The 20,159-nt window shown below is 68.2% G+C and carries 20 protein-coding genes and 1 tRNA gene; 12 read left to right on the top strand and 9 right to left on the bottom strand.

What is annotated here, in order from left to right:
* The first annotated feature begins 3 nt into the window (after positions 1-3).
* The 3 genes from ABZ664_RS07390 to ABZ664_RS07380 are packed head-to-tail and all read left to right on the top strand — an operon-like array spanning position 4 to position 2,181.
* Positions 4-1,230, top strand: a complete 1,227-nt coding sequence (locus ABZ664_RS07390) for an MFS transporter (protein WP_362504423.1) — start codon at positions 4-6, stop codon at positions 1,228-1,230.
* Positions 1,227-1,631 (top strand): carboxymuconolactone decarboxylase family protein, encoded by a 405-nt coding sequence (locus ABZ664_RS07385; protein ID WP_362504420.1) that lies wholly within the window; start codon positions 1,227-1,229, stop codon positions 1,629-1,631. The genes ABZ664_RS07390 and ABZ664_RS07385 overlap by 4 nt, the downstream gene beginning before the upstream one ends.
* On the top strand, positions 1,621-2,181 hold the full coding sequence (locus tag ABZ664_RS07380; RefSeq protein ID WP_362504417.1) for a hypothetical protein: 561 nt from the start codon (positions 1,621-1,623) through the stop codon (positions 2,179-2,181). Before ABZ664_RS07385 ends, ABZ664_RS07380 begins: the two co-directional genes overlap by 11 nt.
* Here the strand turns inward: ABZ664_RS07380 and ABZ664_RS07375 are convergent.
* From ABZ664_RS07375 to ABZ664_RS07365, 3 genes are all read right to left on the bottom strand, one after another.
* Entirely contained in the window at positions 2,124-2,780 is a 657-nt protein-coding gene (locus ABZ664_RS07375; protein ID WP_362504414.1) for an NAD(P)H-dependent oxidoreductase, read from the bottom strand. The two genes, ABZ664_RS07380 and ABZ664_RS07375, sit on opposite strands and share 58 nt — an antisense overlap.
* 228 nt (positions 2,781-3,008) lie before the next feature.
* A tRNA-Arg gene (locus tag ABZ664_RS07370) sits at positions 3,009-3,083 on the bottom strand.
* Positions 3,084-3,324: 241 nt separating this feature from the next.
* Entirely contained in the window at positions 3,325-3,744 is a 420-nt protein-coding gene (locus ABZ664_RS07365; RefSeq protein WP_362504411.1) for a C40 family peptidase, read from the bottom strand.
* A gap of 1,206 nt (positions 3,745-4,950) precedes the next feature.
* On the opposite strand from ABZ664_RS07365, the gene ABZ664_RS07360 reads away from it, so the two are divergent.
* Genes ABZ664_RS07360 through ABZ664_RS07350 form a run of 3 tightly spaced genes read left to right on the top strand, consistent with a single transcriptional unit; the run spans position 4,951 to position 7,797 of the window.
* Entirely contained in the window at positions 4,951-6,897 is a 1,947-nt protein-coding gene (locus ABZ664_RS07360) for a hypothetical protein (protein WP_362504408.1), read from the top strand.
* Positions 6,897-7,490 (top strand): hypothetical protein, encoded by a 594-nt coding sequence (locus ABZ664_RS07355; RefSeq protein WP_362504405.1) that lies wholly within the window; start codon positions 6,897-6,899, stop codon positions 7,488-7,490. Before ABZ664_RS07360 ends, ABZ664_RS07355 begins: the two co-directional genes overlap by 1 nt.
* Before the next feature lie 4 nt (positions 7,491-7,494).
* Positions 7,495-7,797, top strand: coding sequence for a hypothetical protein (locus tag ABZ664_RS07350; protein ID WP_350948481.1), 303 nt, complete (start codon positions 7,495-7,497; stop codon positions 7,795-7,797).
* Positions 7,798-7,963: 166 nt separating this feature from the next.
* Here ABZ664_RS07350 and ABZ664_RS07345 read toward each other — a convergent pair whose 3' ends face one another.
* The gene (locus tag ABZ664_RS07345; protein WP_362504402.1) at positions 7,964-8,650 is read right to left on the bottom strand and encodes an SDR family oxidoreductase; all 687 of its coding nucleotides are present in this window, start codon (positions 8,648-8,650) and stop codon (positions 7,964-7,966) included.
* 85 nt (positions 8,651-8,735) lie between these two features.
* Here ABZ664_RS07345 and ABZ664_RS07340 point away from each other — a divergent pair, with 85 nt between their 5' ends.
* Positions 8,736-9,314 carry a TetR/AcrR family transcriptional regulator gene (locus ABZ664_RS07340; RefSeq protein ID WP_362504398.1) on the top strand — a complete coding sequence of 193 codons (579 nt, stop codon included), beginning with the start codon at positions 8,736-8,738 and terminating at the stop codon, positions 9,312-9,314.
* A 298-nt stretch (positions 9,315-9,612) separates the two neighbouring features.
* Here the strand turns inward: ABZ664_RS07340 and ABZ664_RS07335 are convergent, their stop codons facing one another.
* From ABZ664_RS07335 to ABZ664_RS07325, 3 genes are all read right to left on the bottom strand, one after another.
* Positions 9,613-10,098, bottom strand: a complete 486-nt coding sequence (locus ABZ664_RS07335; RefSeq protein WP_362504395.1) for a DUF5946 family protein — start codon at positions 10,096-10,098, stop codon at positions 9,613-9,615.
* Positions 10,099-10,452: 354 nt separating this feature from the next.
* Entirely contained in the window at positions 10,453-10,770 is a 318-nt protein-coding gene (locus tag ABZ664_RS07330) for a hypothetical protein (protein ID WP_362504392.1), read from the bottom strand.
* The gene (locus ABZ664_RS07325; protein WP_362504389.1) at positions 10,767-11,060 is read right to left on the bottom strand and encodes a hypothetical protein; all 294 of its coding nucleotides are present in this window, start codon (positions 11,058-11,060) and stop codon (positions 10,767-10,769) included. The genes ABZ664_RS07330 and ABZ664_RS07325 overlap by 4 nt, the downstream gene beginning before the upstream one ends.
* A gap of 854 nt (positions 11,061-11,914) precedes the next feature.
* On the opposite strand from ABZ664_RS07325, the gene ABZ664_RS07320 reads away from it, so the two are divergent.
* The 4 genes from ABZ664_RS07320 (at position 11,915) to ABZ664_RS07305 (ending at position 14,890) form a co-directional block, all read left to right on the top strand.
* Positions 11,915-12,727, top strand: a complete 813-nt coding sequence (locus ABZ664_RS07320) for a GntR family transcriptional regulator (protein WP_362504386.1) — start codon at positions 11,915-11,917, stop codon at positions 12,725-12,727.
* 92 nt (positions 12,728-12,819) lie between these two features.
* Positions 12,820-13,020 carry a DUF397 domain-containing protein gene (locus ABZ664_RS07315; protein ID WP_362504383.1) on the top strand — a complete coding sequence of 67 codons (201 nt, stop codon included), beginning with the start codon at positions 12,820-12,822 and terminating at the stop codon, positions 13,018-13,020.
* A gap of 235 nt (positions 13,021-13,255) precedes the next feature.
* Complete coding sequence (locus ABZ664_RS07310) at positions 13,256-14,257, top strand: serine hydrolase domain-containing protein (protein WP_362504380.1); 1,002 nt, start codon at positions 13,256-13,258, stop codon at positions 14,255-14,257.
* 231 nt (positions 14,258-14,488) lie between these two features.
* Positions 14,489-14,890 (top strand): response regulator, encoded by a 402-nt coding sequence (locus tag ABZ664_RS07305; protein ID WP_362504377.1) that lies wholly within the window; start codon positions 14,489-14,491, stop codon positions 14,888-14,890.
* A gap of 120 nt (positions 14,891-15,010) precedes the next feature.
* On the opposite strand, the gene ABZ664_RS07300 is transcribed toward ABZ664_RS07305, so the two are convergent.
* Positions 15,011-17,785 (bottom strand): AAA family ATPase, encoded by a 2,775-nt coding sequence (locus ABZ664_RS07300; RefSeq protein ID WP_362504374.1) that lies wholly within the window; start codon positions 17,783-17,785, stop codon positions 15,011-15,013.
* Positions 17,786-17,953: 168 nt separating this feature from the next.
* Here ABZ664_RS07300 and ABZ664_RS07295 point away from each other — a divergent pair, with 168 nt between their 5' ends.
* The gene (locus ABZ664_RS07295; RefSeq protein WP_362504371.1) at positions 17,954-18,574 is read left to right on the top strand and encodes a LysE family translocator; all 621 of its coding nucleotides are present in this window, start codon (positions 17,954-17,956) and stop codon (positions 18,572-18,574) included.
* A gap of 94 nt (positions 18,575-18,668) precedes the next feature.
* On the opposite strand, the gene ABZ664_RS07290 is transcribed toward ABZ664_RS07295, so the two are convergent.
* Positions 18,669-20,129, bottom strand: a complete 1,461-nt coding sequence (locus ABZ664_RS07290) for an alpha/beta hydrolase (protein ID WP_362504368.1) — start codon at positions 20,127-20,129, stop codon at positions 18,669-18,671.
* Between the last annotated feature and the right edge of the window lie 30 nt (positions 20,130-20,159).

Genomic DNA, 20,159 nt, shown 5'->3' with positions numbered 1-20,159 from the left:
ACAGTGACGGCGGCCGGCCCCGGCAGCGTCCCACCCGTTGCCATCGCCCAGCCGAGTCTCCCCCGCGAGGTCTACGTCCTCAGTGTCGTCGGTGGCTGCGTCATGCTGGGCCTGGGACTGGTGCTCCCGTTGCTCCCGGTGTACGCGGCGACGTTCGGGGCCGGACCCACCCAGATCGGAGCGCTCGTCGCCCTGTTCGCGTTGACGCGGCTGGCCACCAGTCCGTTCTGCGGCCGGCTCGGAGTTCGTTTCGGGGAACGGCGGGTCCTCGTCGCCGGCCTGCTGCTGTGCGCGGTCTCCTCGGCCCTGACCGCGTTCGCCGGGTCCTACGGGCAACTGCTCGTGTTCCGCAGCCTCGGTGGCGTCGGCTCGGTGCTGTTCTCGGTGTCCGCACTGGCGACACTCCTGGCGATCGCGCCGACCGACCAGCGGGGCCGGGCCGGCGCCGTGTTCGAAGCGGGCTTCCTGCTCGGCGGGATCTGCGGACCGGCGCTGGGCGGGCTCCTCGCTCTCATCAGCCTGTCCGCGCCGTTCGTGGCGTACGCCATGCTGTTGCTCGCCGCCGCGATGCTGGCATCGGCGGTCCTCCACACCGGCCGAAGCGCCGGCGCGGAGCCCGGCCGTGACGTGGTCCGGCTACCGGTCCTGCTGCGGGACCGGCGCTACGTGGTGGCCTGCCTCGCGGCGTTGGCGCAGGGATGGGTCCTGTTCGGGCTGCGCGGCGCGCTGGTCCCCACGGTGGTCGTGGCGTGGCGACATGACGTGACGTGGGTCGGGTGGGCGTTCACGATATCCGCCGTCGTTCAGGCGCTGCTGATCATGCCGGCCGGCCGGGTCGTCGATCGGGCCGGCCGCCGGTCCGCCATGATCGCCGGCACCGGTGTGGCCGCGGCGGCGATCACGGCCCTGATGTTCGTGGACGGGTACGCCTGGCTCGTCGTCCTGCTCAGCGTGTACGCGGCGGGGTCGGCGCTGCTCAACGCCGCACCGGCCGCGCTGATCGGTGACGTCGTCGCCGGCCGGACCGGCAGTGGCGTCGCCGTCTTCTCGATGTGCACCGACGTCGGCGCCGTCGTCGGACCGGTCGTCGTCGGGCTCATCGCCGAGCGGGTGGGCGTTCCGGCCGCCTTCGGCAGCGGCGCCGCGCTGCTGGTCGTCGCCTTCGTGGCGTCGTGGACGTTGACAACTGTTCGACCGGTGTTCGACCAACACGAGGGAGTTGATCGATGAATCAGCCGTCTGCCCGGCACGAGCGGGGCGAGGCCATGTTCCAGCAGGTCTTCGGCCGCGAACCACGCCCGGGCTCCTACCCGGAGTTCCTGCGGATCACCGTCGACCACCTGTTCGGCGAGATCTGGACCCGCCCGCACCTGAGCGTCGAGGAGCGCGAACTGGTCGCGCTGACCGCGGTCGCGCTGGCGCGGACCGACTGGGAGTTGCGCGGCCACATCGGCGCCGCCCTGCACCTCGGGATGTCGCGGGAGAAGATCATCGAAGTCATCATCCAGCTCGCCTACTACGGTGGCTGGCCGGTCGCCAACAACGGGCTGCGCGTCGCCCAGGAGGTCTTCGCCGAACTGGACGACGCCACCGAGGACGCCGCCGGGAAGGACACGGACCATGACCGATGAACCGGCTCCTCTCGACCTGACTGAAATGTCTCCCCTCGACCCGGCCGAGAAGGTCGACCTGTGGCGCCAGCGGTTCTTCGAGGCCCAGGCGGCCGCGGAGGAGTTCATCCTGGGAGAGCACGGCGAAGAGGGGCTGACCGCGTGGATCCAGGCGAACTCCCGCATCACCGCTGAGCTACTGCGGGCGCAACGGCCCGCCGGAGTATCCGCCGCCGATCACTTCATGACCCGGCTGCGGCGTCAGCTGTTGCTGTACGACTCGGCGGTGACCAGTGAGCCCCAGCCCTCCGGAACCGTCCTGCGCAACGCCGACTGCGGCATCCTCCGGTACCGCAAACGGGCCGCCCGTGACGGCGTCGTACTGACGTTCCCTTCACCGTGCCCGTACTGCCAGGAACTCAACACCGCCATCGCCGCCCGCTACGTGGAACCGGACGTCACGGTGTCGTGCGAACAGGTGGGCGACGGGTGCACCTGGCGTGCCGAATCCCCTCACTCTCCGGGAGAGGACGCGGTCGGGTCACCGCACCGCGGACGAGCCGGTGACTGAACCAACGGCAGTGCCGTGCGGTCGTCGGCCGGCGACCGGCCGGCGTCGAGCGTCATGCCGAGTTGCCGGCCCACGGCCACGCACAGGTCGGGCGCCGCGGTGCGGGTCAGGTCCTGGTGATCGTTCTGGGTGAAGCACGCCGACGCCACGTTCTTGTTCCGTAGGCGCAGATACCAGGGGAACAACGACCCCAGGGCAGGCTCGGTCAGCATCGTGCGCGAATGCACGATCGTCCCCACCAGCAGGTTGCCGAACGGGCGTTGCCCGGCGTTCATGAAGCTCTTCAGGCGTTCCTGGAAGATCTTCAGCACCGCGGGCACGTTCCCCGCGTACACCGGCATGGCGAGCAGCATCGCCTGCGCGCCCTCGGCCAGACCGACGACGTGCTCGAAGTCGTCGTCGAGCGTGCACCGGCCCACCTCGGGATCGAGGCAGGTGTCCTCGCCCTCGCACATCGCGATGCGATGGTCGATCAACCGAATCCGCTGGATCTCCGCGTCACCGACCTCCCGGACGACGCCGGTGATCGCCGCCTCCAGCAGCTCGTCGGTCAGCGACGGGAGACGCTTCTGCGTGCAGGACAACGCAATGACCTTCATCCGAAGGGCCTCCCCTGTCCGCTCAGCGTCATCCAGGACCGGCCACCTGACGAAGCACCCACGGCCGCACACTGAGGCAGCCCTCAAACTACCCACAATCGACCACCACCCAAACGGGTTGAGCGCCGCTGGGCGAGGGCGAGACGGACTCCGCTGGAAGGACTCCGGAAAACAAAAAACGACCCGCGTCTCCGCGGGTCGTCTCCGGGTTTCCCTCTGATGGATCGCTGGTGCCCCCTGCAAGATTCGAACTTGCGCTCCCGGCTCCGGAGGCCGGTGCTCTATCCCCTGAGCTAAGGGGGCCAACGCGTGATTACATTACCAGCATCCTGGGGGGAACCGACACTCGGTTGGGCAGGCGAGTGATCTCCGAGACGGAGGCGAATCGAGTGCGGCCTGGGCCGGACGGGGCGAGTCGGCGCGCAGTGGAGCGGACGAGGCGGGGCGGACGGGGCGAGTCAGCGCGGGATGGGACGGATGAGGCAGGCCGGACGGAGCAATTCGGCGCGAGATGGGACGGATGAGGTAGGCCGGACGAGGTGAGTCAGCGCGGAATAGGGCGGACTGCGCCTCGGTAGCGGGAGAGATAGTAGGGCGAGGCGGTGAAGTCGATCGTCCTGACGACATCGCCGGTCTTGGGGGCGTGGACCATGACGCCGCCTTTGACGTAGACGCCCACGTGGGTGGGGTCTCCGCCACCTCCGCCGAAGAAGACCAGGTCTCCCGAGCGGAGCCGGGAGAAGGCCACTCGGCGGCCCTGTCTGAACTGGGTGCCGGTGTAGTGGGTGAGCCTGGCTCCCGCCCTGGCCCAGGCGTGCAGGGCGAGTCCGGAGCAGTCGAAGCCCCCGCCGGTCGGACCCGCGCTCGAACCGCCGCCCCAGACGTACGGCCTGCCGACCTGGCGGAGCGCGGCGACGGCCGCGATGCGGCCCCGCAGGCCCTGGGCACCTTCGCGCGAGGACACCGCTCTCCCTCTCGAAGGTGCCCGCCCACCGGAGAGGGCCTTCCCCCGGGAGGACGCCACCCCACGCGGGGGCGCCGCCCCACGGGAAGACGCCGCTCCGCGTGGGGGCACCGCCCCATGTGAGGACACCACCCCGCGATCGGAGGGCGTTTTTCGTCCCTCGGAAAGGCGCTGCGGCCGTTTGGCTCGCGACCGGGAGGACTCCGACCGGGAGGACTCTGGTCGGGAGGAGGTCCGGGGATCTCTCAGTCCCACCCAAGATGCCGGATTCATCCAGGAGGTCGAGGCGTCTCCCCTGTCACTTGAGTCGGCCACCGGCTCCACTGCCCCTCCCGCCTCCGGACCGGAAGGGTCAGTGGAGCCGGCATCCGCTCCCGGGAACTCGGGCGGCCATTCGCCGACCACACCCAGCACCGAGGCCAGGCCCGGATTCGAAGCCGAGGCAGGGAAGGGACCCTGCGCGGATGTCGATCGGCCGCCACCCGCATCCGGTGAGAGCGAGGCCCAGGGCGCGCAGATGGCGGCGAGAGCGGTGCGAATCTTCTCCGGCAGGAAATCCTCCTCCGATAGCCGGTGGTGGGTGCCGTCCGGCGGGGCGACCGGAGGAAAGGAGAGGAGGTGGCCCCAGGTCTCGCAGGCTTCCGGGGAGAGGCGGGGCGCGGGAAAGGGGGAGTTTCCCGCGAGGGCCGCCGAGAGGATGGTGACGGTGACGAGTGCCGTGATCACGCACGCCCTCCTTGGGCTCGATGAAGGATCGAGGTCCCAGGATCAGCGGGATGAAGCGATCACCAACGAGCCGAACCCGATTCTGGGGATAACTCGTGAAGCACCACCTCTCCGAGCATGGTGAAACAGTCCGTCCGAGCGGCGACACAAGCCGAGGACCTGTGAGTACTTGCACTCACTGGGCACCTATTTCAAAGCGGCACAATTATCAATTATGTCCATTTTAGGAAATATCTTTACGGGATAGATGGATTGAAATTAACATGTCCGCTGGAGCTGTCACCTTCACGGACCAAGCCGGAGTCCAGCGCCCCCATGACCCATCCGTATCCCACGCCCTCCCCCTCTCCCCAGTCCGCCCCTGAACTGCGGCCTCCCTCCCCACCGACCGACACCACCCAGCCGACCGGCACCGCTCAACCCGCTCCCGCTGTCCCCTCCCCCGCACCGCACAGAGCCCCGGCGACTCCGGCGCCGAGCGTGAACGGCGAGTACTCGGGGATCGACCCCGAGCGGATGAACGACTTCGAGCGAGGGCTCGGCCGGGCGCAGGACGCACTCGGACGCAACGAACCGCAGATCCGCCGCACCCTGCAACGGTTCGACCTGGACGCCTCGGGACTGGGCGCGCTGCGAGAGATGCAGAGCTGGATCGAGACCAGCCGCCCCGACCTGCGACGTCGCAACGAGACGATCAGCACCAAGCTCACCGAGTGGGGTGCCGCTACCGAGACACCCAGCGGGCTTGCCGCCTTCGACGAGGCGCTGTACGGCAAGGCCGGTCACAACCCGGACATCTATGCCGCGACCCTCGGCCTCGGCAAGACCGTCAAAGACGGCGAAATAGACGAGAAACTCCTGAAAGGGCTGGAGAAGCGGACGGGGGACGCGACGTTCGCCGCCGCGCTGATGAACACGCTGGGCACGGTGAGATTCCGCCAGTTGATGGTCGAGACCGCGAAGCGCAAGGACGACAAGAAAGCGAAGCGCCTGCAGGCCACCCTCGGAAAAACCCTGGGTACGGCGACCCCACGCTTGGGCGACGCCTGGTGGAAGGAACTCCTGTCCGACCTCGACGCCGCCCCGAAGGGAGGTTATGTCGGATGGGAGAAGGGCTACGCCGCCACACTGGCCCTCAAACACGGCACCTTCAGCACTGCCTTCCTCCTCGCCACCGCCAGGAAGATCGAGTCCATCGATCGCGAAAGGCCACTGGATCCGCGGGTCATGGCCACCCTGCTGGAAGGGCTCAGCCGTGATCCCGCAGCGGCCCAGGACTTCTTCGCGGGTGACCCGACCATGCTGAAACGCTTCATGACCGAGCGGGGCCTGAGCGACGACGGCGTGGCCCTTGGCGCGGCCCTGAAGGCCGCGACGCTCGTCTTCCGCGACCACGACGGCTCACCGCAGAACCCGTCACGCGGCTTCCTGTCCGCCAAACTCGCCTCGGAGCTCGTTCACCTGGAAGCCGTACGGATCAAGGACGGCAAATCCCCCGACTCTCCGGTGAGCCCCGCCGCGATGGGAAGCATCCTGGCCGGCTACATCAGCGACATCAACCGCGCCACTCAGGCGGGTGACAACACCGTCGCCCCAGGAGTCGCGGGAATCGACAATCCTGGCACACCCGGACCGGACCCCTGGGGCGCCCAGTTCAACAAGGGAGAGCTTCGTCAAGTGATGAAGGAGGCGTTCGCGGATTCTAAAGCATTTACCCCTGTTCTGACCGCTCAGACTGCGTTCACCAGTTTTCTCCTTGATCACGGAGCTGCGGAGATAGCTGCTGGACGGAGTGGCGAAACACTTCTAGCCAGCGCGAAAAGGATCGGGTCAGGTTTCGGAATGATCACTGATGCGGCAGGGTTAGCGAAGATCGAGGAAGGCAAGGATCTGGACGAGACCCAGCAGCGCAACATGAAGCTGCTCATGGCGGCGGTCAATACCGGTTTCGCCCTCCCACCGTTGAATGCCTGGTCAATCCCCGCCGATCTCGTTGGAGCCTGGAGCGGAATGGTGGAGGAAACAGCAAAGGGCAACGCGGAGGACAACGCCCGCATTGATGCCAATGCTGCCGTCGACAAGACCCGCGGACTCGTGCACGATCTCACTGCTCAGGCCATGCTCAAAAACGGACTCTTCGGTTCCGCCGAACCTGCCGACCGAAACCACCCCTGGGCCAGTCTAGAGGGCCTAAAGAAGGGGGATGACCCTCGTGACAACCCCAACAACTTCCTCAAGGATGACGGTCGAACTTTTATGACCATGGACGAGATGATCGACAAAACGGCGACAAACAGCACAGACCAGTATCGACGAGTTGAGGCCTACGATCGCTGGCTTTACGGGGGGCTATCAGGAAAACCTTGGCGTGAGACTTCGACTCTCCTAGACCAGGGCTTCTCTTATGGTTTCGCCCCATACCAATAATGATGAAAAACTCGCTCACCGTAATGGCCGCACTGGCTTTTGTTCTGACCATGTCAACGGCATGCCAGGGCAAGGAGGCTGAGGTCAATCGTAATCCGTTGCCGACAGAGGCCGCTCCGCCGTATATCTGCGATCACATTCCGTTGAAGGCGGTTGAGCTGATGACGGGGGTACGCAATCCCCAGGCTCGCGGCTCATTCGATCTCACCGCTGCTGGAGGCCTTGGCATTGGAAGCTGTGTGATCTCCCAGCGAGAGGGCGAGAAGCTAAATGTGCTGCTGGTCGACCTCACGCCGGGAGGACATCCGGGGCCGGTCGAGGAGCAGATCGAAGGCGGTGCCACACCCTTGCCGGAGATCCTTCCCGGGGTCACCGGCTACTACTTCAAACGGGCCAGCGGCGAAGACAACGCTGCATTTTCCACACTGGTGCGAAGCAAGGCGGAGATCAACATTCAGTTGGAGATCGGCGCCGAGGGGCGGGACAACGCCGCCGATGTGCTTGCGCTCATGAAGCTGATCGCCCCCAAGCTGCTCACCGACGCCAGCGCGCCGTCCCCGACACCGAAGTCCCCCACTCCGAAGAAGGACTGATCTGATGGCCAAGCTGGTGCCCAATCCGCTCCACGCGGCGTTGGGGGAGGCCCTCCGAACGGTCGAGCCGCTGGTCCAGGAGATCGAGAGCGGTATCGAGCCCCCGTACCGGGACTTCCACGAAGGCAGGGTGTGGACAGGACCGGCCGCCAAGAAGTTCGACGCCCAGCTCGTTCAGCACCGCACTCGGGTCCGGGGCGCGGGCGAGAAGATCATCTCCGACCTGCGAAGGACCTTGGCCGTCACCCCCCTCCAGGTGAGCGAGGAGGAGGCCAAAATGATCAAGCAGCGGTACGGCCTCCCCTGACGAGACCCGGAGAGCTCCGGGACCGGCCCCGCGACCCGTTGACTCGCCACCACTGAACCAGACCGGGCGTGCGAGCTCGACATGGACCCTGACAGCGCCTGGTAAGAGGCCGGGTTCCGAGTGATGCCACCAGGGACAACGCGTAACGGGCGCCGCGGGCTACGTCTCAGACCGGCGTCGGCGTCGCGGCCAGGTTCTGCTTGACCTGCCGGGTGATCTCGTCGGCGAGGATTTCGGGAAGGCCCTTCTCGATGGCGTCCAGGGCCTGGGCCGCGACCTCGGCCGGGTCGGTTTTCCGCTCGGCGGGAACGTCGGCGGCCATGTCGGTGTCCATGTACCCGACGTGCAGCGCCGAGACGGAGATGCCCCGGGGAGCCAGTTCCTCGCGGACCGCGTTGCTCTGTGCCCACGCGGCGGCCTTGGCCGCCGAATAGGCCCCGGAACCGGCCGGGTGCAGCCAGGACAGCACGGACAGGACGTTGAGCACGGCGCCGCCGCCATTGCTCTCGATGACCGGGGCGAAGGCCCGCGTCACGGCGAGCGGCCCGAAGAAGTTCGTCTCCATCTCCGACCGCACCGAGTCCAGGTCACCGGCGACCAGGGGGGTGCCGGTGAAGATCCCGGCATTGTTCACCAGCAGCGTCGCGTCGGAGGCGACGCGGGCCGAGGTTCGGATCGACTCCTCGTCGGTCACGTCCAGGCGGAGCGGGATAGCACCGGCTATGTCCACGCTCTCAGGGCGGCGGGCCGCCGCGTAGACCTTCGCTCCACGCTCCAGGAGCTGGATGACCAGCTGGCGACCCAACCCCCGGTTGGCGCCGGTGACCACTGCTACCGCGTCCTTCAGTTCCATGCTTGCTCCCAGCGTCGTGGACGGTTCCGATGACCGAGTCCTGAAATTAGATTACACCTATAATCTAAACCAAAGGGTAAGATAGATGTCAACCAACATCCAACTTGAGAGGTGGCCGATGGGCCGCGTGTCGCAGGCGCAAGCACAGGAGAACCGCAAGCGGGTCGTGGAAGCCGCCTCCCGGCTGTTCCGCGAACGAGGCACGCAGGTCAGCGTCGCCGACCTCATGAAGGAGTGCGGTCTGACCCACGGCGGCTTCTACAAGCAGTTCGCCTCCAAGGAGGCGCTCGTCGACGAGGCCACCGCCCACGCCTTCGACGAGTTCGGCCGGCGCCGCACGACAGGACCGGAGTCGCACGCCGCCCAGCAGGCGTTGATCGACACCTATCTCTCCATCGAACACCGCGACAACCCCGCGGACGGTTGCCCCGTCGCCGGGCTCGCCACCGACATGGCACGGGAGCTCGGTGATCGCGAGGCCCACCGCGTCTACGCCGAGGGCGTGAGCGACTTCGCCGAGCGGCTCGCCACCGAAGACCAGGACGGCCTCGCCCGGCTGTCAACGATGCTCGGCGCACTCGTCCTAGCCCGGGCCACCAAGGGCTCCCCTCTCTCCGAGGAGATCCTCACCGCCGCACGCGGGGCCTTGACGGCGAACAGCTGATCCCGGACACAGGGCCGGTCGGTACGCCGTGGCCATACGACCGGTTACCGACTCACGTCCAGGTCAGGCCGTATATGTCTACCCCTTGAAGGTCTTTGGCGGGGTGGCCACGAACGTTCACCGGGTAGCACTCCCGTCGCATTTTCATATGCGCACGTCGACTCCCAGGGTGGCCCTGGATAACGACAGGGCCGAGCCCGTGCTCGGTCGGCAAAGCCATTGGCAGCGACAACAACTCGATATCGGCAAGAGCGGCTGAAGCACTCGGCATGGATATACTCACACCGGCCTTCGAGCATCAGCTCTGAACGGATCTCCAGGACTCCACCGTCGCTTCGGCGATGGCTTTGATGTGATCCCCGTACGCCAGATGTCCGTCAAACACAAAACTGCCGTCCCTGAACGGCAACCCGCTGAACGAGGCGCGAAAGCCGGAAGGTTCATCCTTCGGGAGCGGCGCGTATGCCGCCAACAGTGTCATGTCGTAGCCCAGCCGTACCCGGTGGTTGTTTCGTGCCACCTGATGAGCCGACAGGCGGAGCAGCGCGTCAAGGCCATGCTCCACGTAGAGCTGCAACTGGCGAAACTGACCGTCGAGGTATTTCTCATGAGCTCTGGAAGGATGCTGCAGAAGGTACGTCATGACCACAGGCTCGTGCCACTTGTACATCTGCGGATCCGACTGCTCCTCGGCCAGGATCCCGTGGTAATAGTCCATGCACATGCCCAGTGGGCCGGCCGTCGCACCGCAGTCGCACCGATCCGTCATGGAGATATTCGCCATGGGCTGCAACATAGATGGCCGACCCCGACCTCGGCGACATGTTATCGGCGTCGGCTCGTGCTCTACCTACTGCCATGCGGAAATTCCCCATGAACGTGAACATCGATTTCAGACGGCAGGCTTCGGGCTACCTGACCGAACAGAAGATCCGCTGCGGCGCCCATAAGAGCGTCCGGGCTCTGGAGAAGAACATCCGCGCCCGGATCACCGACTGGAACGCCGACCCCTGGAGGGCGCAGGCGGGCCGGGCGGGCGACCCGCGTGACGCACCGCGGTTTCGTCCTCGCGCGGTAGGTCGTGGACGGCACGGCGGCCCCGGGACCGGGGAAGGGATGGGGCCGCCGTGCCCGTTCGTCAGAAGTGGCCGATGTTGACCGAGCTGGAGGTGAGCGCCCAGCGGTGGAGGACGGCCGTTTCGGCCTCGTACATCTGGGTCTTCAACCCCTCGAAGGTCCGGTCGCAGATGATGAGGGGTTCGGGGGTGGGCCAGGTGGCGATGGCGTGGAACAGGCGGCTTCCGGTGCCGTAGAGCACCGACCAGCCTGGGCGGGTGGCCTGCAGCATCGCGGCCTGGGCGCGGGCCTCGTGGTCCCAGGTGTAGCACGGGACCGCGATGACGGCCTGGCCGTCGCGGTGACGCCCCCGGGCGGCGGACAGACAGCGGCGGATCATGAGATCACCTGCCCGGCCTGCTCCCGCTCCGACGCCTGTCGCTCTCGCATCTGCGGTTCCCTCTCGTCCGGGGCAGGAGCCTGCCGCGTCCGCTGTTCGCGTGCCGCCTGCTCCTCCTCCGCTGCCTGCTCGTCCGCCTCCCGGGCGAAGGTCTCCTGGCGGTCGGTCTCGGCCCGCAACGCCTGCAGGTCGTCGGCGTCGACGGTCCGCTCGGCCCCGGCGTGGGTGGCCGCCAGGGAGAAGGGCTCTGCGCGGCTGGCCCACAGCCGTCCGGCGTCGCTGAGGATCAACCGCCAGCCGGGAATCGTCGCCGTGGAACCACTGGTGGGCTCTGGATGGGTGGAACTACCATCTGTCGCTGATTGGACCTCGATCCGATCAAGGGCCCGCCCGGTCGTTGGTAGCGTGGGGCGGGCCTGCCTCATGAAATGGAGGGGTTCGCCGTACCGGCCAGGTGACCGGCACGAAGACGGAGTGACCGCTGAGCGGTTCAGTGCGCAGGTGGTTCTTCGCCCGAAGCGGGACACCAGGTGGCGTCCACCCCCGAGCCGGGGCGGCCCGGTGAGAGCGGTCCCTGACGGCGACGCCGGGCGCGGGCGACAGGACCTCCGCCGAGGCGACGACACCGGTACGAGCCGTTCGGCGGCCGGGCTCCGCTCGGGACGACACCGCTCGGTTGTCGCCGCACCCCCCTCAACCGGGTCCGACCCGGCACACCGCCGAACGGATACCGACGCGACCACCTCGGCGGACCGCTGAACGGGGATCACGGCAGCCGAGGCCGCGGGGACGGGCTCGAAGCACGGCAGGGAGCGGTCTCCGGTACGACGGACCCGCAGCCGGACCTCCAGCAGGTCACCGGAGGGCTGGACGTACTCGTGATCGGCGGGCCGATCAGGGCAGCCGTGCGCGTAGGGGGCATGCCCGCAGGTCGCACACCCCATCGGCAGCGGCGGCGCCTCGGCGAAACAGCCGCAGCCGCTCTTCTCCAGCCGGTTGAGCACCGGAACGCCAGGATTGGTCACGGGCCGGAGAGCCTTTCTGATCAACGGCCTGTCCGGTGTGTTCCAGTGTCGGCCAGGCCTGCCGCAGAGTGTCGTACGACACTTGACGCCAGGGGATGCCAAGGTCAGCCGTTAAGAAAATGGCCTACGACACTTTGGGCATGGTGATGTACGTGCACATGGATTCGGATTCGCCCGCACGGCGTATAGCGACCGATCTGCGGGCTGATATCGCGGCAGGACGCCTGCTACCAGGTGAAAAACTGCCTTCTGTCCGAGATCTCGCCGAGCGCTACGAGGTATCCCGCACCACTGCGGGCAAGGTGTTGATCCTGCTCAAGACGGAAGGGCTGGTGACCACCCGACACGGCTCCGGCGCCTACGTACGTGAGTCGCACCCGATCCGGCGACTTGGTCCGGAGCGGTACGCGCGTCATCGCTGGGAACAGACCACTGTCCAGGCATTCGCCACCGAGGTCCCGGAGAGCGACACCACTCAGCAACAAGGGCACCAGACACAGGAAGTGTCCATAGTCGCCGCTGACGAATCTGTCGCTGCCGCGCTCGGCGTCGAGGTCGGGGCACCGGTGTACGAGCGGGCTCGCGTCGTGACCCGAGAGGGCAACCCCACCCACACGATGACCTCGTACTATCGCCCGGCCGATGTCGAGGGAACGCCCCTGGTCGACCCCTCACCGGGAATTGCCGGACAGGGCGGCGGATTTCGGGTGTTGGCCGATAAAGGGCTCTCCCCGCACGAGATCACCGAAGATCTTCGCGCTCGGATGCCGACCGCTGACGAGGCCCTGCTCCTCGACCTTCCACCTGGCGAACCCGTCGTCGAACTGTGTCGCGTCACCCGTACGGCCGACGGCCACGTGGTCGAATACGCCCGAGGTGTACACGCGGCGAGCCGCTTCGTCTGGTCCTACACCTTCGCCATCCCCAGCTGAGGTGGAACGGCTTCAACTAGATTTTTCACCGAAACAATCGGAGCCGTCCTTCGAGGAATCCGCGGCCTTCCTCGTCGCGGTGAGGAGCGAACATGATCTCCCCTGACCTGTTCGGTGCCGAGTTCCGCAAGAGCAGCTACTCGGGCACTGGCAACGACTGCGTCGAGGTGGCCACCAACCTGCCCGGCCTCGTCGCCGTCCGCGACAGCAAGGACCCGTCCGGCCCCGCGCCGACCTTCTCCCCGACCGCCTGGAAAAACTTCCTGACAGGCATCCGCAGCGGAGAAATCTAACTGAACAGTCGACTGCTCGTCACCGACACCCAATTCCCTCCTCCAAGCACCCAGCCCTTCGCCGAGAAAGGAAACTTCGCAGCCTACGAAGCTTGACCGTTCATTAAGAGAATACTCTCTCCCTTAATATTCGAATGGATAGCGCGAAGGTTAACCCAGGCAACCGGTGCGCATTCTGTAGCCGCAAGTTCGTATATCTATTGCCGCCAGGATGTGCGTCAATTATGGTTGACGAATGGACGACAGGCGATCAACGACCTCGTACGGTGACGAAACTCTCGCGGCGCGGCTCCGTGATCTCGTGGGTGACCGGCACCCCGTGATCGCGGTCGCGACGGTGTCCCCCAGGGGAGTGACGGTGGCGAGCCTGGACGCGTCCCTCAATGCGGATTTCGAGATCGGCTCGATCTCGAAGGGGGTCACAGGCCTGCTCTACGCCGACGCGCTCGCGCGCGGAGAGATCGGCCCGGCGTCGACCCTCGGCGAGTTCCTGCCGCTCGACGGGACGCAGGTGGCGGGGGTGACGCTGGCATCGGTCAGCACGCACCGTTCCGGCCTGCCGAGGCTGCCCAGGACGGCGGCGCCGTGGCGGCGAACCTTCGCGCTGTGGCGGTACGGGACGAATCCCTACGGTGAGAACCTTGAGCAGCTCCTCACCCAGGCTCAGGGGGTGAGAGTCGGCAAACCGAGACCCCGATACTCCAACTTCGGCTACGAGCTACTCGGCCACGCGATCGCACGCGCGGCCGGGACGAGTTACCGCGATCTCGTTCACAAGCGGGTCGCCGAGCCCTTGGGGCTCAACGTGTTCTACGTCCCCGCGACCCCGGACGAACTGCTTCCCGGCGCAGTCATCGGCAGGAACAGGTCGGGACGGACGCAGCAGCCGTGGACGGGCGAGGCGATCGGACCGGCCGGTGGCATCCGGGCGTCGATCGAGGACATGGCGCGGCTGACGTCCGCGCTGCTCGACGGCACGGCCCCCGGCATCGCGGCCCTCGACCCCGTGGCGGATTTCTCCGGCTCGGCGGTACGCATCGGCGCCGCGTGGATCACTCTCGAAGTGGACAAACGCCATGTCACCTGGCACAACGGCGGCACCGGCGGGTTCCGTACGTGGACCGGAGTCGACCGTGCGGCGGGGACCGGCGTGGTCGTCATGTCCGCGACCTCGGTCTCGGTGGACCGGCACGGGTTCGCCCTGCTGGCATGGCTCACCGGAGAAGAAGGCCGGTAGGCGCCGCAGCACCCTGGCTCACCGGAGAAGAAGGCCGGTAAGCGCCGCACCCCGGCTCTCGCAGCCGATACCCGAGGCTTCGCCCCGCTCTCCCGGTCTCCGCGATGTGTCCACAGAGAGCAGACCGTCGTTCCTCGCGCAGGAGAGGAAAACCCGTCACACGGTGACAGCTACGCGCACACATCTTCGGAAAGCCGCGCGTGGACGGGAGAGAGGAGTTAGCCTCACGCCGTGGGAGAGGTTCTGGGCAAGGTCTTGGTAGTGGACGATGACGACGTCATCCGGCAGCTCATCGCGGTCAACCTGACCCTGGAGGGGTTCCAGGTGGATACGGCCTCCGACGGGCAGGACTGCCTGGATCGGGTGCTGGACGTGATGCCCGACGTCATCACTCTGGACGTCATGATGCCCAGGCTGGACGGCTGGATGACGGCCACCAGGCTGCGGGGCGACGAGGGGACCAGCCATATCAAGGTGGTCCTGATCACCGCGCGGGCACAGGAGGACGACAAGCGGCGGGGCCTCGGAATCGGGGTCGACGCCTACCTCACGAAACCCTTCGACCCGGCCGAGCTGATCCAGGTCGTACGGGACCTCGCCCTGACCGCGCGCAGCGGCCAAGGCAGAACCTGACCTCACGGGACGGCGACGTCGCGGACCACGCCGGCCGTAGGTCACAGCAGCGCGAGTCACGACATCGGCCGGCCCTGCCGAGGCCACCTGAGCCATGCGGCCCACGCGGATCCACCCGGGTCAGACGAGACCGTCCCGGTGGGCCACGGCGGCGGCCTGGGTGCGGGAGGAGACGCCCAGCTTGCCCAGGATGTTGGAGACGTGCACGCTCACCGTCTTCTGCGCGATGAACAGTCTCTCGCCGATCTCACGGTTGGGCAGGCCCTCGGCCACCAGGGCGAGCACCTCCTGCTCGCGGGCGGTGAGCAGGGTCGACGACGTGGAGGTGAAGCGCGCCCTGCGTCCCAGCTCCGCCAGGGCCGCGCCGAGCGGCCGGGCGCCCAGTGACTCGGCGGCCTCGACGGCGAGCTTCCATTCTTTCAACGCGGCGGCGCGGTCGCCCTCGACGAGCAGCGCCTCGGCCAGCCGCCACCGCGAGCGCGCGACCTCGTAGACGAATCCGAAGTCGAAGGCCTCGACCACCGCTCGCCACGCCGCGACGTCGAAGCGGCCGTGCGCGCGGTGCCACTCGGCCTCGGCTTTGGCGAGCCAGGCCAGCCCCTCCGGACCGAGCGGGCCCCGCCGGACGGAGCCGGGGCCGACGGCGGCGGGCACCCTGGCCCGCTCCAGGAAGTCGTCGGCCTCCTCCGCGCGTCCCAGCTCCGTCAGCGCCCACAGGGCGGTGCCGCTGAGCCGGATCACGGCGGGGTCGTTGGGGAGGATGACGTCGAGTCCCACACGGGCGTGTTCGAGCGCCGACTCCGGGTCTCCGCGCCACAGGGCGTGCTCGGCGGCCAGGCCGCGGCTCATGGCGGCGATCGTCACGTCGTCCGGCCAGAAGGGCTCCAGCCACGACAGGCGGTCCTCGACGACGGGCAGGCCCCTGGCCACCTCGACGAAGAGCGCGAAGGACGACAGGAGTGCCTCCGAGGGGGTGCCGACGCGGACGGCGAACCCGGAGGCGACCTTCTCCGCCAGGTCCCACTCCCCCGCGACGTAGTGGATGAGGAGGCGCAGGAAGCGCAGGTCGGTGCCGTAGGTGCTCCAGTTGAGGCCGCTCTCACGTGCCAGCCGCAGCCCCCGGTCGGTGGTGGTCGCCGCCTCGGCGAGGTCACCGTTCTCGTACTGGACCCGGGCGTAGGTGAACATGGCCCGCAGGTCGATGGCGAGGTTGCCCGAGCTCTCCGCGGTCGCGCAGGCGAGCAGGTCCTTGGCGTGGGAGATGTCGTCGGCGAGCGCGGCGAGGGCGGCGAGGGTGATCAGCGCGCTGGTCTCGGCGTCGGCGGCGCCGCTCGCGCGGGCCGTCTCCAGGGCGCGCCTGGCCAGGGCCTCGACCTCGCCGTGCCGTTCGGTCCAGTAGAGCGAGCGGGCGTAGGTGGCGAGGGCGCGGGCGAGCACCGGGCCCTCCGGCGCCGCCTCGACGGCCGCGTACGCGGCGGCGATCGAACCCTCGACGTCCTCGGCGTCGATGAGGTAGTACGAGAGCCGCTCGTTGATCTCGGCGGAGGGCGGGAGACTCCGGAGCTGGGAGATCGCCCGGTGGTTGTCGCCGCTGTCGGCCGCCGCGGCGGCGCTGCGCGCCGCGAGGGCGATGTGGTCGATCCCGGCCAGCCGCTCGGCGTCGGGAACGCGGTCCCAGAGCCCAAGTGCCTGGCCGAAGTGGCGGTGTGCCTCGGCGGGTGCCCCCAGCCGCTCGGCCCTGCGCCCCGCCTCCACGGACGCGGCGAGCGCGCCCGGCAGGTCGTGGCCCGCCAGGTAGTGGTGGGCGAGTTCGGCCGCCGAACCTCCTCGGCCGGTCAGCAGGCGGGCGAACTCGGCGTGCATCCTGGTCCGTTCGCCGGGCAGCAGGTCGTTGTAGACGACCTCCTGGAGAAGCGCGTGCCGGAAGGCGTAGCCGTACTCCCCGTCGGGGCGGAGCAGGCCGCGCGAGACGATCTCCCGCATGCTCTCCTCGAAGGCGAGGTCGGCGAGGCCCGAGGCCTGCTGGAGCAGGTCGTGGTCGGCCCGGCGGCCCGCGACGGCCGCGCCGCCGAGCACCCGCTGCGCGGGGTCGGAGAGCAGCTCCGTGCGGGAGAGCAGCAGGCCGGCCAGGCCGTCGGGGATCGAGGAGCCCTCGGAGGCGGCGTCCAGCAGTTCCTGGGCGTAGAACGGGTTGCCCTCGGCCCGGTCGACGACCTTCCTCATCACGCCGGCGTCGGTGCCGCCGAGCGCGGCGAGGTAGTCGGTCATCTCGTGGCGGTCGAGAGGCTCCAGCTCCACCGGCGTCACCGAGGGGAGGCGCTTGAGCTCCGCGAGGACCCGGCGCAGCGGGTGGCGGCGGTGGAGGTCGTCGGTGCGGTAGGTGCCGACGAGGCAGACGCGCTCGGTCTGCAGCATCCGGCTGAGGAAGACCAGCAGGTCGCGGGTGGACTGGTCGGCCCAGTGCAGGTCCTCCAGGACGAGCAGCACGGGCCGCGTGGACAGGAAGCCGAGCATCGAACCGAAGAGCTGCTGCTGCGTCAGGCCCGACGTGCTCTCCCTGCCCTGGTCGGTGCCGCCGGGCAGCAGCCTGCCGAGTACGGGTCGCTCGTCGAGCGCCGCGCGCAGCTCACCTCGTGCCGAACGCAGGGCGTCGGCGAGCGGAAGGTAGGGCAGGGCGTCGCCGAGTTCGGCGCACTGGCCGACGAGCACGGCGAACCCCGCCGCCTCGGCCCGCCCGGCCAGCTCGGTGATCAGGCGGGTCTTGCCGATGCCCGCGTCGCCTCCCACGAGGGCGACCCCGGCCTGCCCCGCGGCCGCGGTGTCGAGCACCGCGGTCAGGCGATCGAGCTCCGCCGATCGCCCGATCAGAACACTCCGCGTGCTGTTCCACCCCACGTCGGCGAGTATCGCACGGGGTACCGACCGAATCGACATTCCACCCGAAGGGGACGAACAAGGAACGATTGGTACATCAACCGAGGGCGAACCTGGACCGATTGGTACACCAAAGGCTCCGCGCATTGGCCCTGACGGCGAGGGCCGGGACACCCCTATCGTCGGGGCATGGTCTCCCCGTCCACATTGCTGATCTTCTCGGTCGCGTCGCTGGCACTGGTCCTGGTGCCCGGCCCGAACCACATCTACATCATCGCCCGCGCCGTCTCCCAGGGCCGCGCCGCCGGGGTGGCGAGCGCGCTCGGTGTCGAGGTGGGCACGCTGGTGCACATCGCCGCCGCGGCGGCCGGTCTCTCGTACGTGATCGCACGGTCGGCGACCCTGTTCAACGTGATCAAGTGGGCCGGGGTGGCCTACCTGGTCTACCTGGGCATCCGGGCGTTGACGAGCAGGCAGGAGTTCGCGAGCCGGGAGACCCCGCCGCAGCCGCTTCGGGCGATCTTCCTGGAGGGCGTGGTCGTCAACGTGCTCAATCCCAAGGTGATCCTTTTCTTTCTCGCGTTCCTGCCCCAGTTCGTGGAGCCGGAGGCGGGTGCGGTGCCGCTGCAGATCGCCGTCCTGGGTGGAACCCTGCTCTTCCTGGGCCTGCTCTCCGACCTGATCTACGCGGTGGCGGCGGGCGCCGTGGGCGGGCGGCTGAGGAGCAGGGCACCTCTGATCGGCCACTTCAGCGGGATCGTCTACCTGGGCCTCGGCGTCGCGACCGCGCTCTCCGGCCGCTCCGTCTGAACGCGCGAACCACCCGAACACACAAGACCATCCGGACACACGGGACCGCCGCGACGTGACAGGACGGAGGTCGGCCCCGTCGCGGCGGCTCGGATCAGGCGGGATCCGCCGCGCAGGCCAGGTCGCGCACCGGGCGCTTCCCGGTGGTCAGGAACGTCGTCACCGCGGTGTCCGCGCACGCGTTCCCGCCGAGCAGGTAGACACCGTGGCCGCCCTCGTCGACCGTCACCATCCGGGCCCGGTCACCGAGCGCCCGCCGCATCTTCCTGGCGTCGGCCAGAGGTGTTCCCACGTCGCGGGTGAACTGCATCATGAGGATGTTCGACGGACCTCGGTCGTTGACGCGCACCGGCGGCTCGACGGGGCCGGACGGCCAGAACGCGCAGGGCCGGATGTTGGCCGCCGCCGCACCGAACATCGGGTACCGCTTCCGGTCGGCTTCGACGTCACGCTGGTAGGCACGAACAGACCTGGGCCAGCGCGAGTCACCGCAGACCACGTACTGATGGCTGGACAACGAGTTGTCCACGTCCGGCACGGGATCCTGCGCCGGCGGCGGCGACGGCGCCTGGCCGGTGTCGGCCATCTTCCAGAGATCGACCAGCGCGGGGAAGGTCGTGTCGCGAAAGAGCATGCCGAACGTGGTCATCCGGAACATCGGGCCGTCGAATCCGTGCACCGGTGTCCTGTCCAGCCGTTCGGCGAGTTCGAAGTACTTCTCGGTCACCTGCTCCGGTGTGTCGCCCAGCCCATGCTCGGGGTGGGCGGCGGCGTACTCGGCGAAGTCGGGGAGCCGGTCCTCGAAGCCCCGGGCGAACAGGCTCCTGTCCTCGTAGGTGATGCCACCGGGGGGCGTGTTGCTGTCGATCACGATCCGGTTGCCGCGCCGCGGGAACAGCGTGGCGTACACCGCACCGAGGTGGGTGCCGTAGGAGTAGCCGAGGTAGGAGAGTTTCGGCTCGCCCAGCGCCTCGCGGATGCGGTCCATGTCGCGGGCGGTGTTGGCGGTGGTGACGTACGGCAGCATCCAGGCTGTTTTCGAGGTGGCACACTGCCTGGCGACGGCCTTGACCTCCTTCGCCCGCTTCGCCACGTCGGCCGTGGTGACCGCGTACGGCGGGACGTTGCCCCGAAACTGCTGCTCCGGCGTCAGAGCGCAGGTCACCGGTGTGCTGCGGCCCACGCCGCGCGGGTCGAACCCGATCACGTCATAGGTGTCCAGCACGCTCCGGGGCAGGCCGGCGGTCACGAGATCGGCCGGGAACCGCAGGCCCGCCGCCCCCGGGCCGCCCGGGTTGAGCAGCAGCACACCACGCCGCCGCGCCTGGTCCTTGCTCGCCAGGCGGGATATCGCGACCTCGATTTTCCGCCCGTCCGGCTTGCGGTAGTCCAGCGGGACCTTGATCGTCGAGCACTCCAGGCCGGGCGCGGCGACGTCCTTGGGGCACGCCCCCCACCGCACCGCACTCGGTGCGGTCGCCGCCGTGGCCGGAACTCCCTGTAGGAGGATCGTCGCCACGGCGGCGACGGTCAGGGCTTTCAGGGCTGTTCGCATCTGATTCCTTTTGTGAACTATCGCTTGGTC

Origin of the sequence: Streptosporangium sp. NPDC006930, assembly GCF_040635605.1 — a bacterium.
Taxonomy (GTDB): domain Bacteria; phylum Actinomycetota; class Actinomycetes; order Streptosporangiales; family Streptosporangiaceae; genus Streptosporangium.
This window is presented reverse-complemented; position numbering and strand designations above follow the sequence as displayed.

What these genes read in the sequence shown, in the direction of transcription:
- ABZ664_RS07335 (WP_362504395.1), bottom strand. Translation starts at nt 10,098, where the DNA reads ATGGCGAATATCTCCATGACGGATCGGTGCGACTGCGGTGCGACGGCC.
- ABZ664_RS07355 (WP_362504405.1), top strand. Translation starts at nt 6,897, where the DNA reads ATGATGAAAAACTCGCTCACCGTAATGGCCGCACTGGCTTTTGTTCTG.
- ABZ664_RS07295 (WP_362504371.1), top strand. Translation starts at nt 17,954, where the DNA reads ATGGTCTCCCCGTCCACATTGCTGATCTTCTCGGTCGCGTCGCTGGCA.
- ABZ664_RS07375 (WP_362504414.1), bottom strand. Translation starts at nt 2,780, where the DNA reads ATGAAGGTCATTGCGTTGTCCTGCACGCAGAAGCGTCTCCCGTCGCTG.
- ABZ664_RS07350 (WP_350948481.1), top strand. Translation starts at nt 7,495, where the DNA reads ATGGCCAAGCTGGTGCCCAATCCGCTCCACGCGGCGTTGGGGGAGGCC.
- ABZ664_RS07385 (WP_362504420.1), top strand. Translation starts at nt 1,227, where the DNA reads ATGAATCAGCCGTCTGCCCGGCACGAGCGGGGCGAGGCCATGTTCCAG.
- ABZ664_RS07320 (WP_362504386.1), top strand. Translation starts at nt 11,915, where the DNA reads ATGGCCTACGACACTTTGGGCATGGTGATGTACGTGCACATGGATTCG.
- ABZ664_RS07310 (WP_362504380.1), top strand. Translation starts at nt 13,256, where the DNA reads ATGGACGACAGGCGATCAACGACCTCGTACGGTGACGAAACTCTCGCG.
- ABZ664_RS07330 (WP_362504392.1), bottom strand. Translation starts at nt 10,770, where the DNA reads ATGATCCGCCGCTGTCTGTCCGCCGCCCGGGGGCGTCACCGCGACGGC.
- ABZ664_RS07315 (WP_362504383.1), top strand. Translation starts at nt 12,820, where the DNA reads ATGATCTCCCCTGACCTGTTCGGTGCCGAGTTCCGCAAGAGCAGCTAC.
- ABZ664_RS07345 (WP_362504402.1), bottom strand. Translation starts at nt 8,650, where the DNA reads ATGGAACTGAAGGACGCGGTAGCAGTGGTCACCGGCGCCAACCGGGGG.
- ABZ664_RS07340 (WP_362504398.1), top strand. Translation starts at nt 8,736, where the DNA reads ATGTCAACCAACATCCAACTTGAGAGGTGGCCGATGGGCCGCGTGTCG.
- ABZ664_RS07290 (WP_362504368.1), bottom strand. Translation starts at nt 20,129, where the DNA reads ATGCGAACAGCCCTGAAAGCCCTGACCGTCGCCGCCGTGGCGACGATC.
- ABZ664_RS07380 (WP_362504417.1), top strand. Translation starts at nt 1,621, where the DNA reads ATGACCGATGAACCGGCTCCTCTCGACCTGACTGAAATGTCTCCCCTC.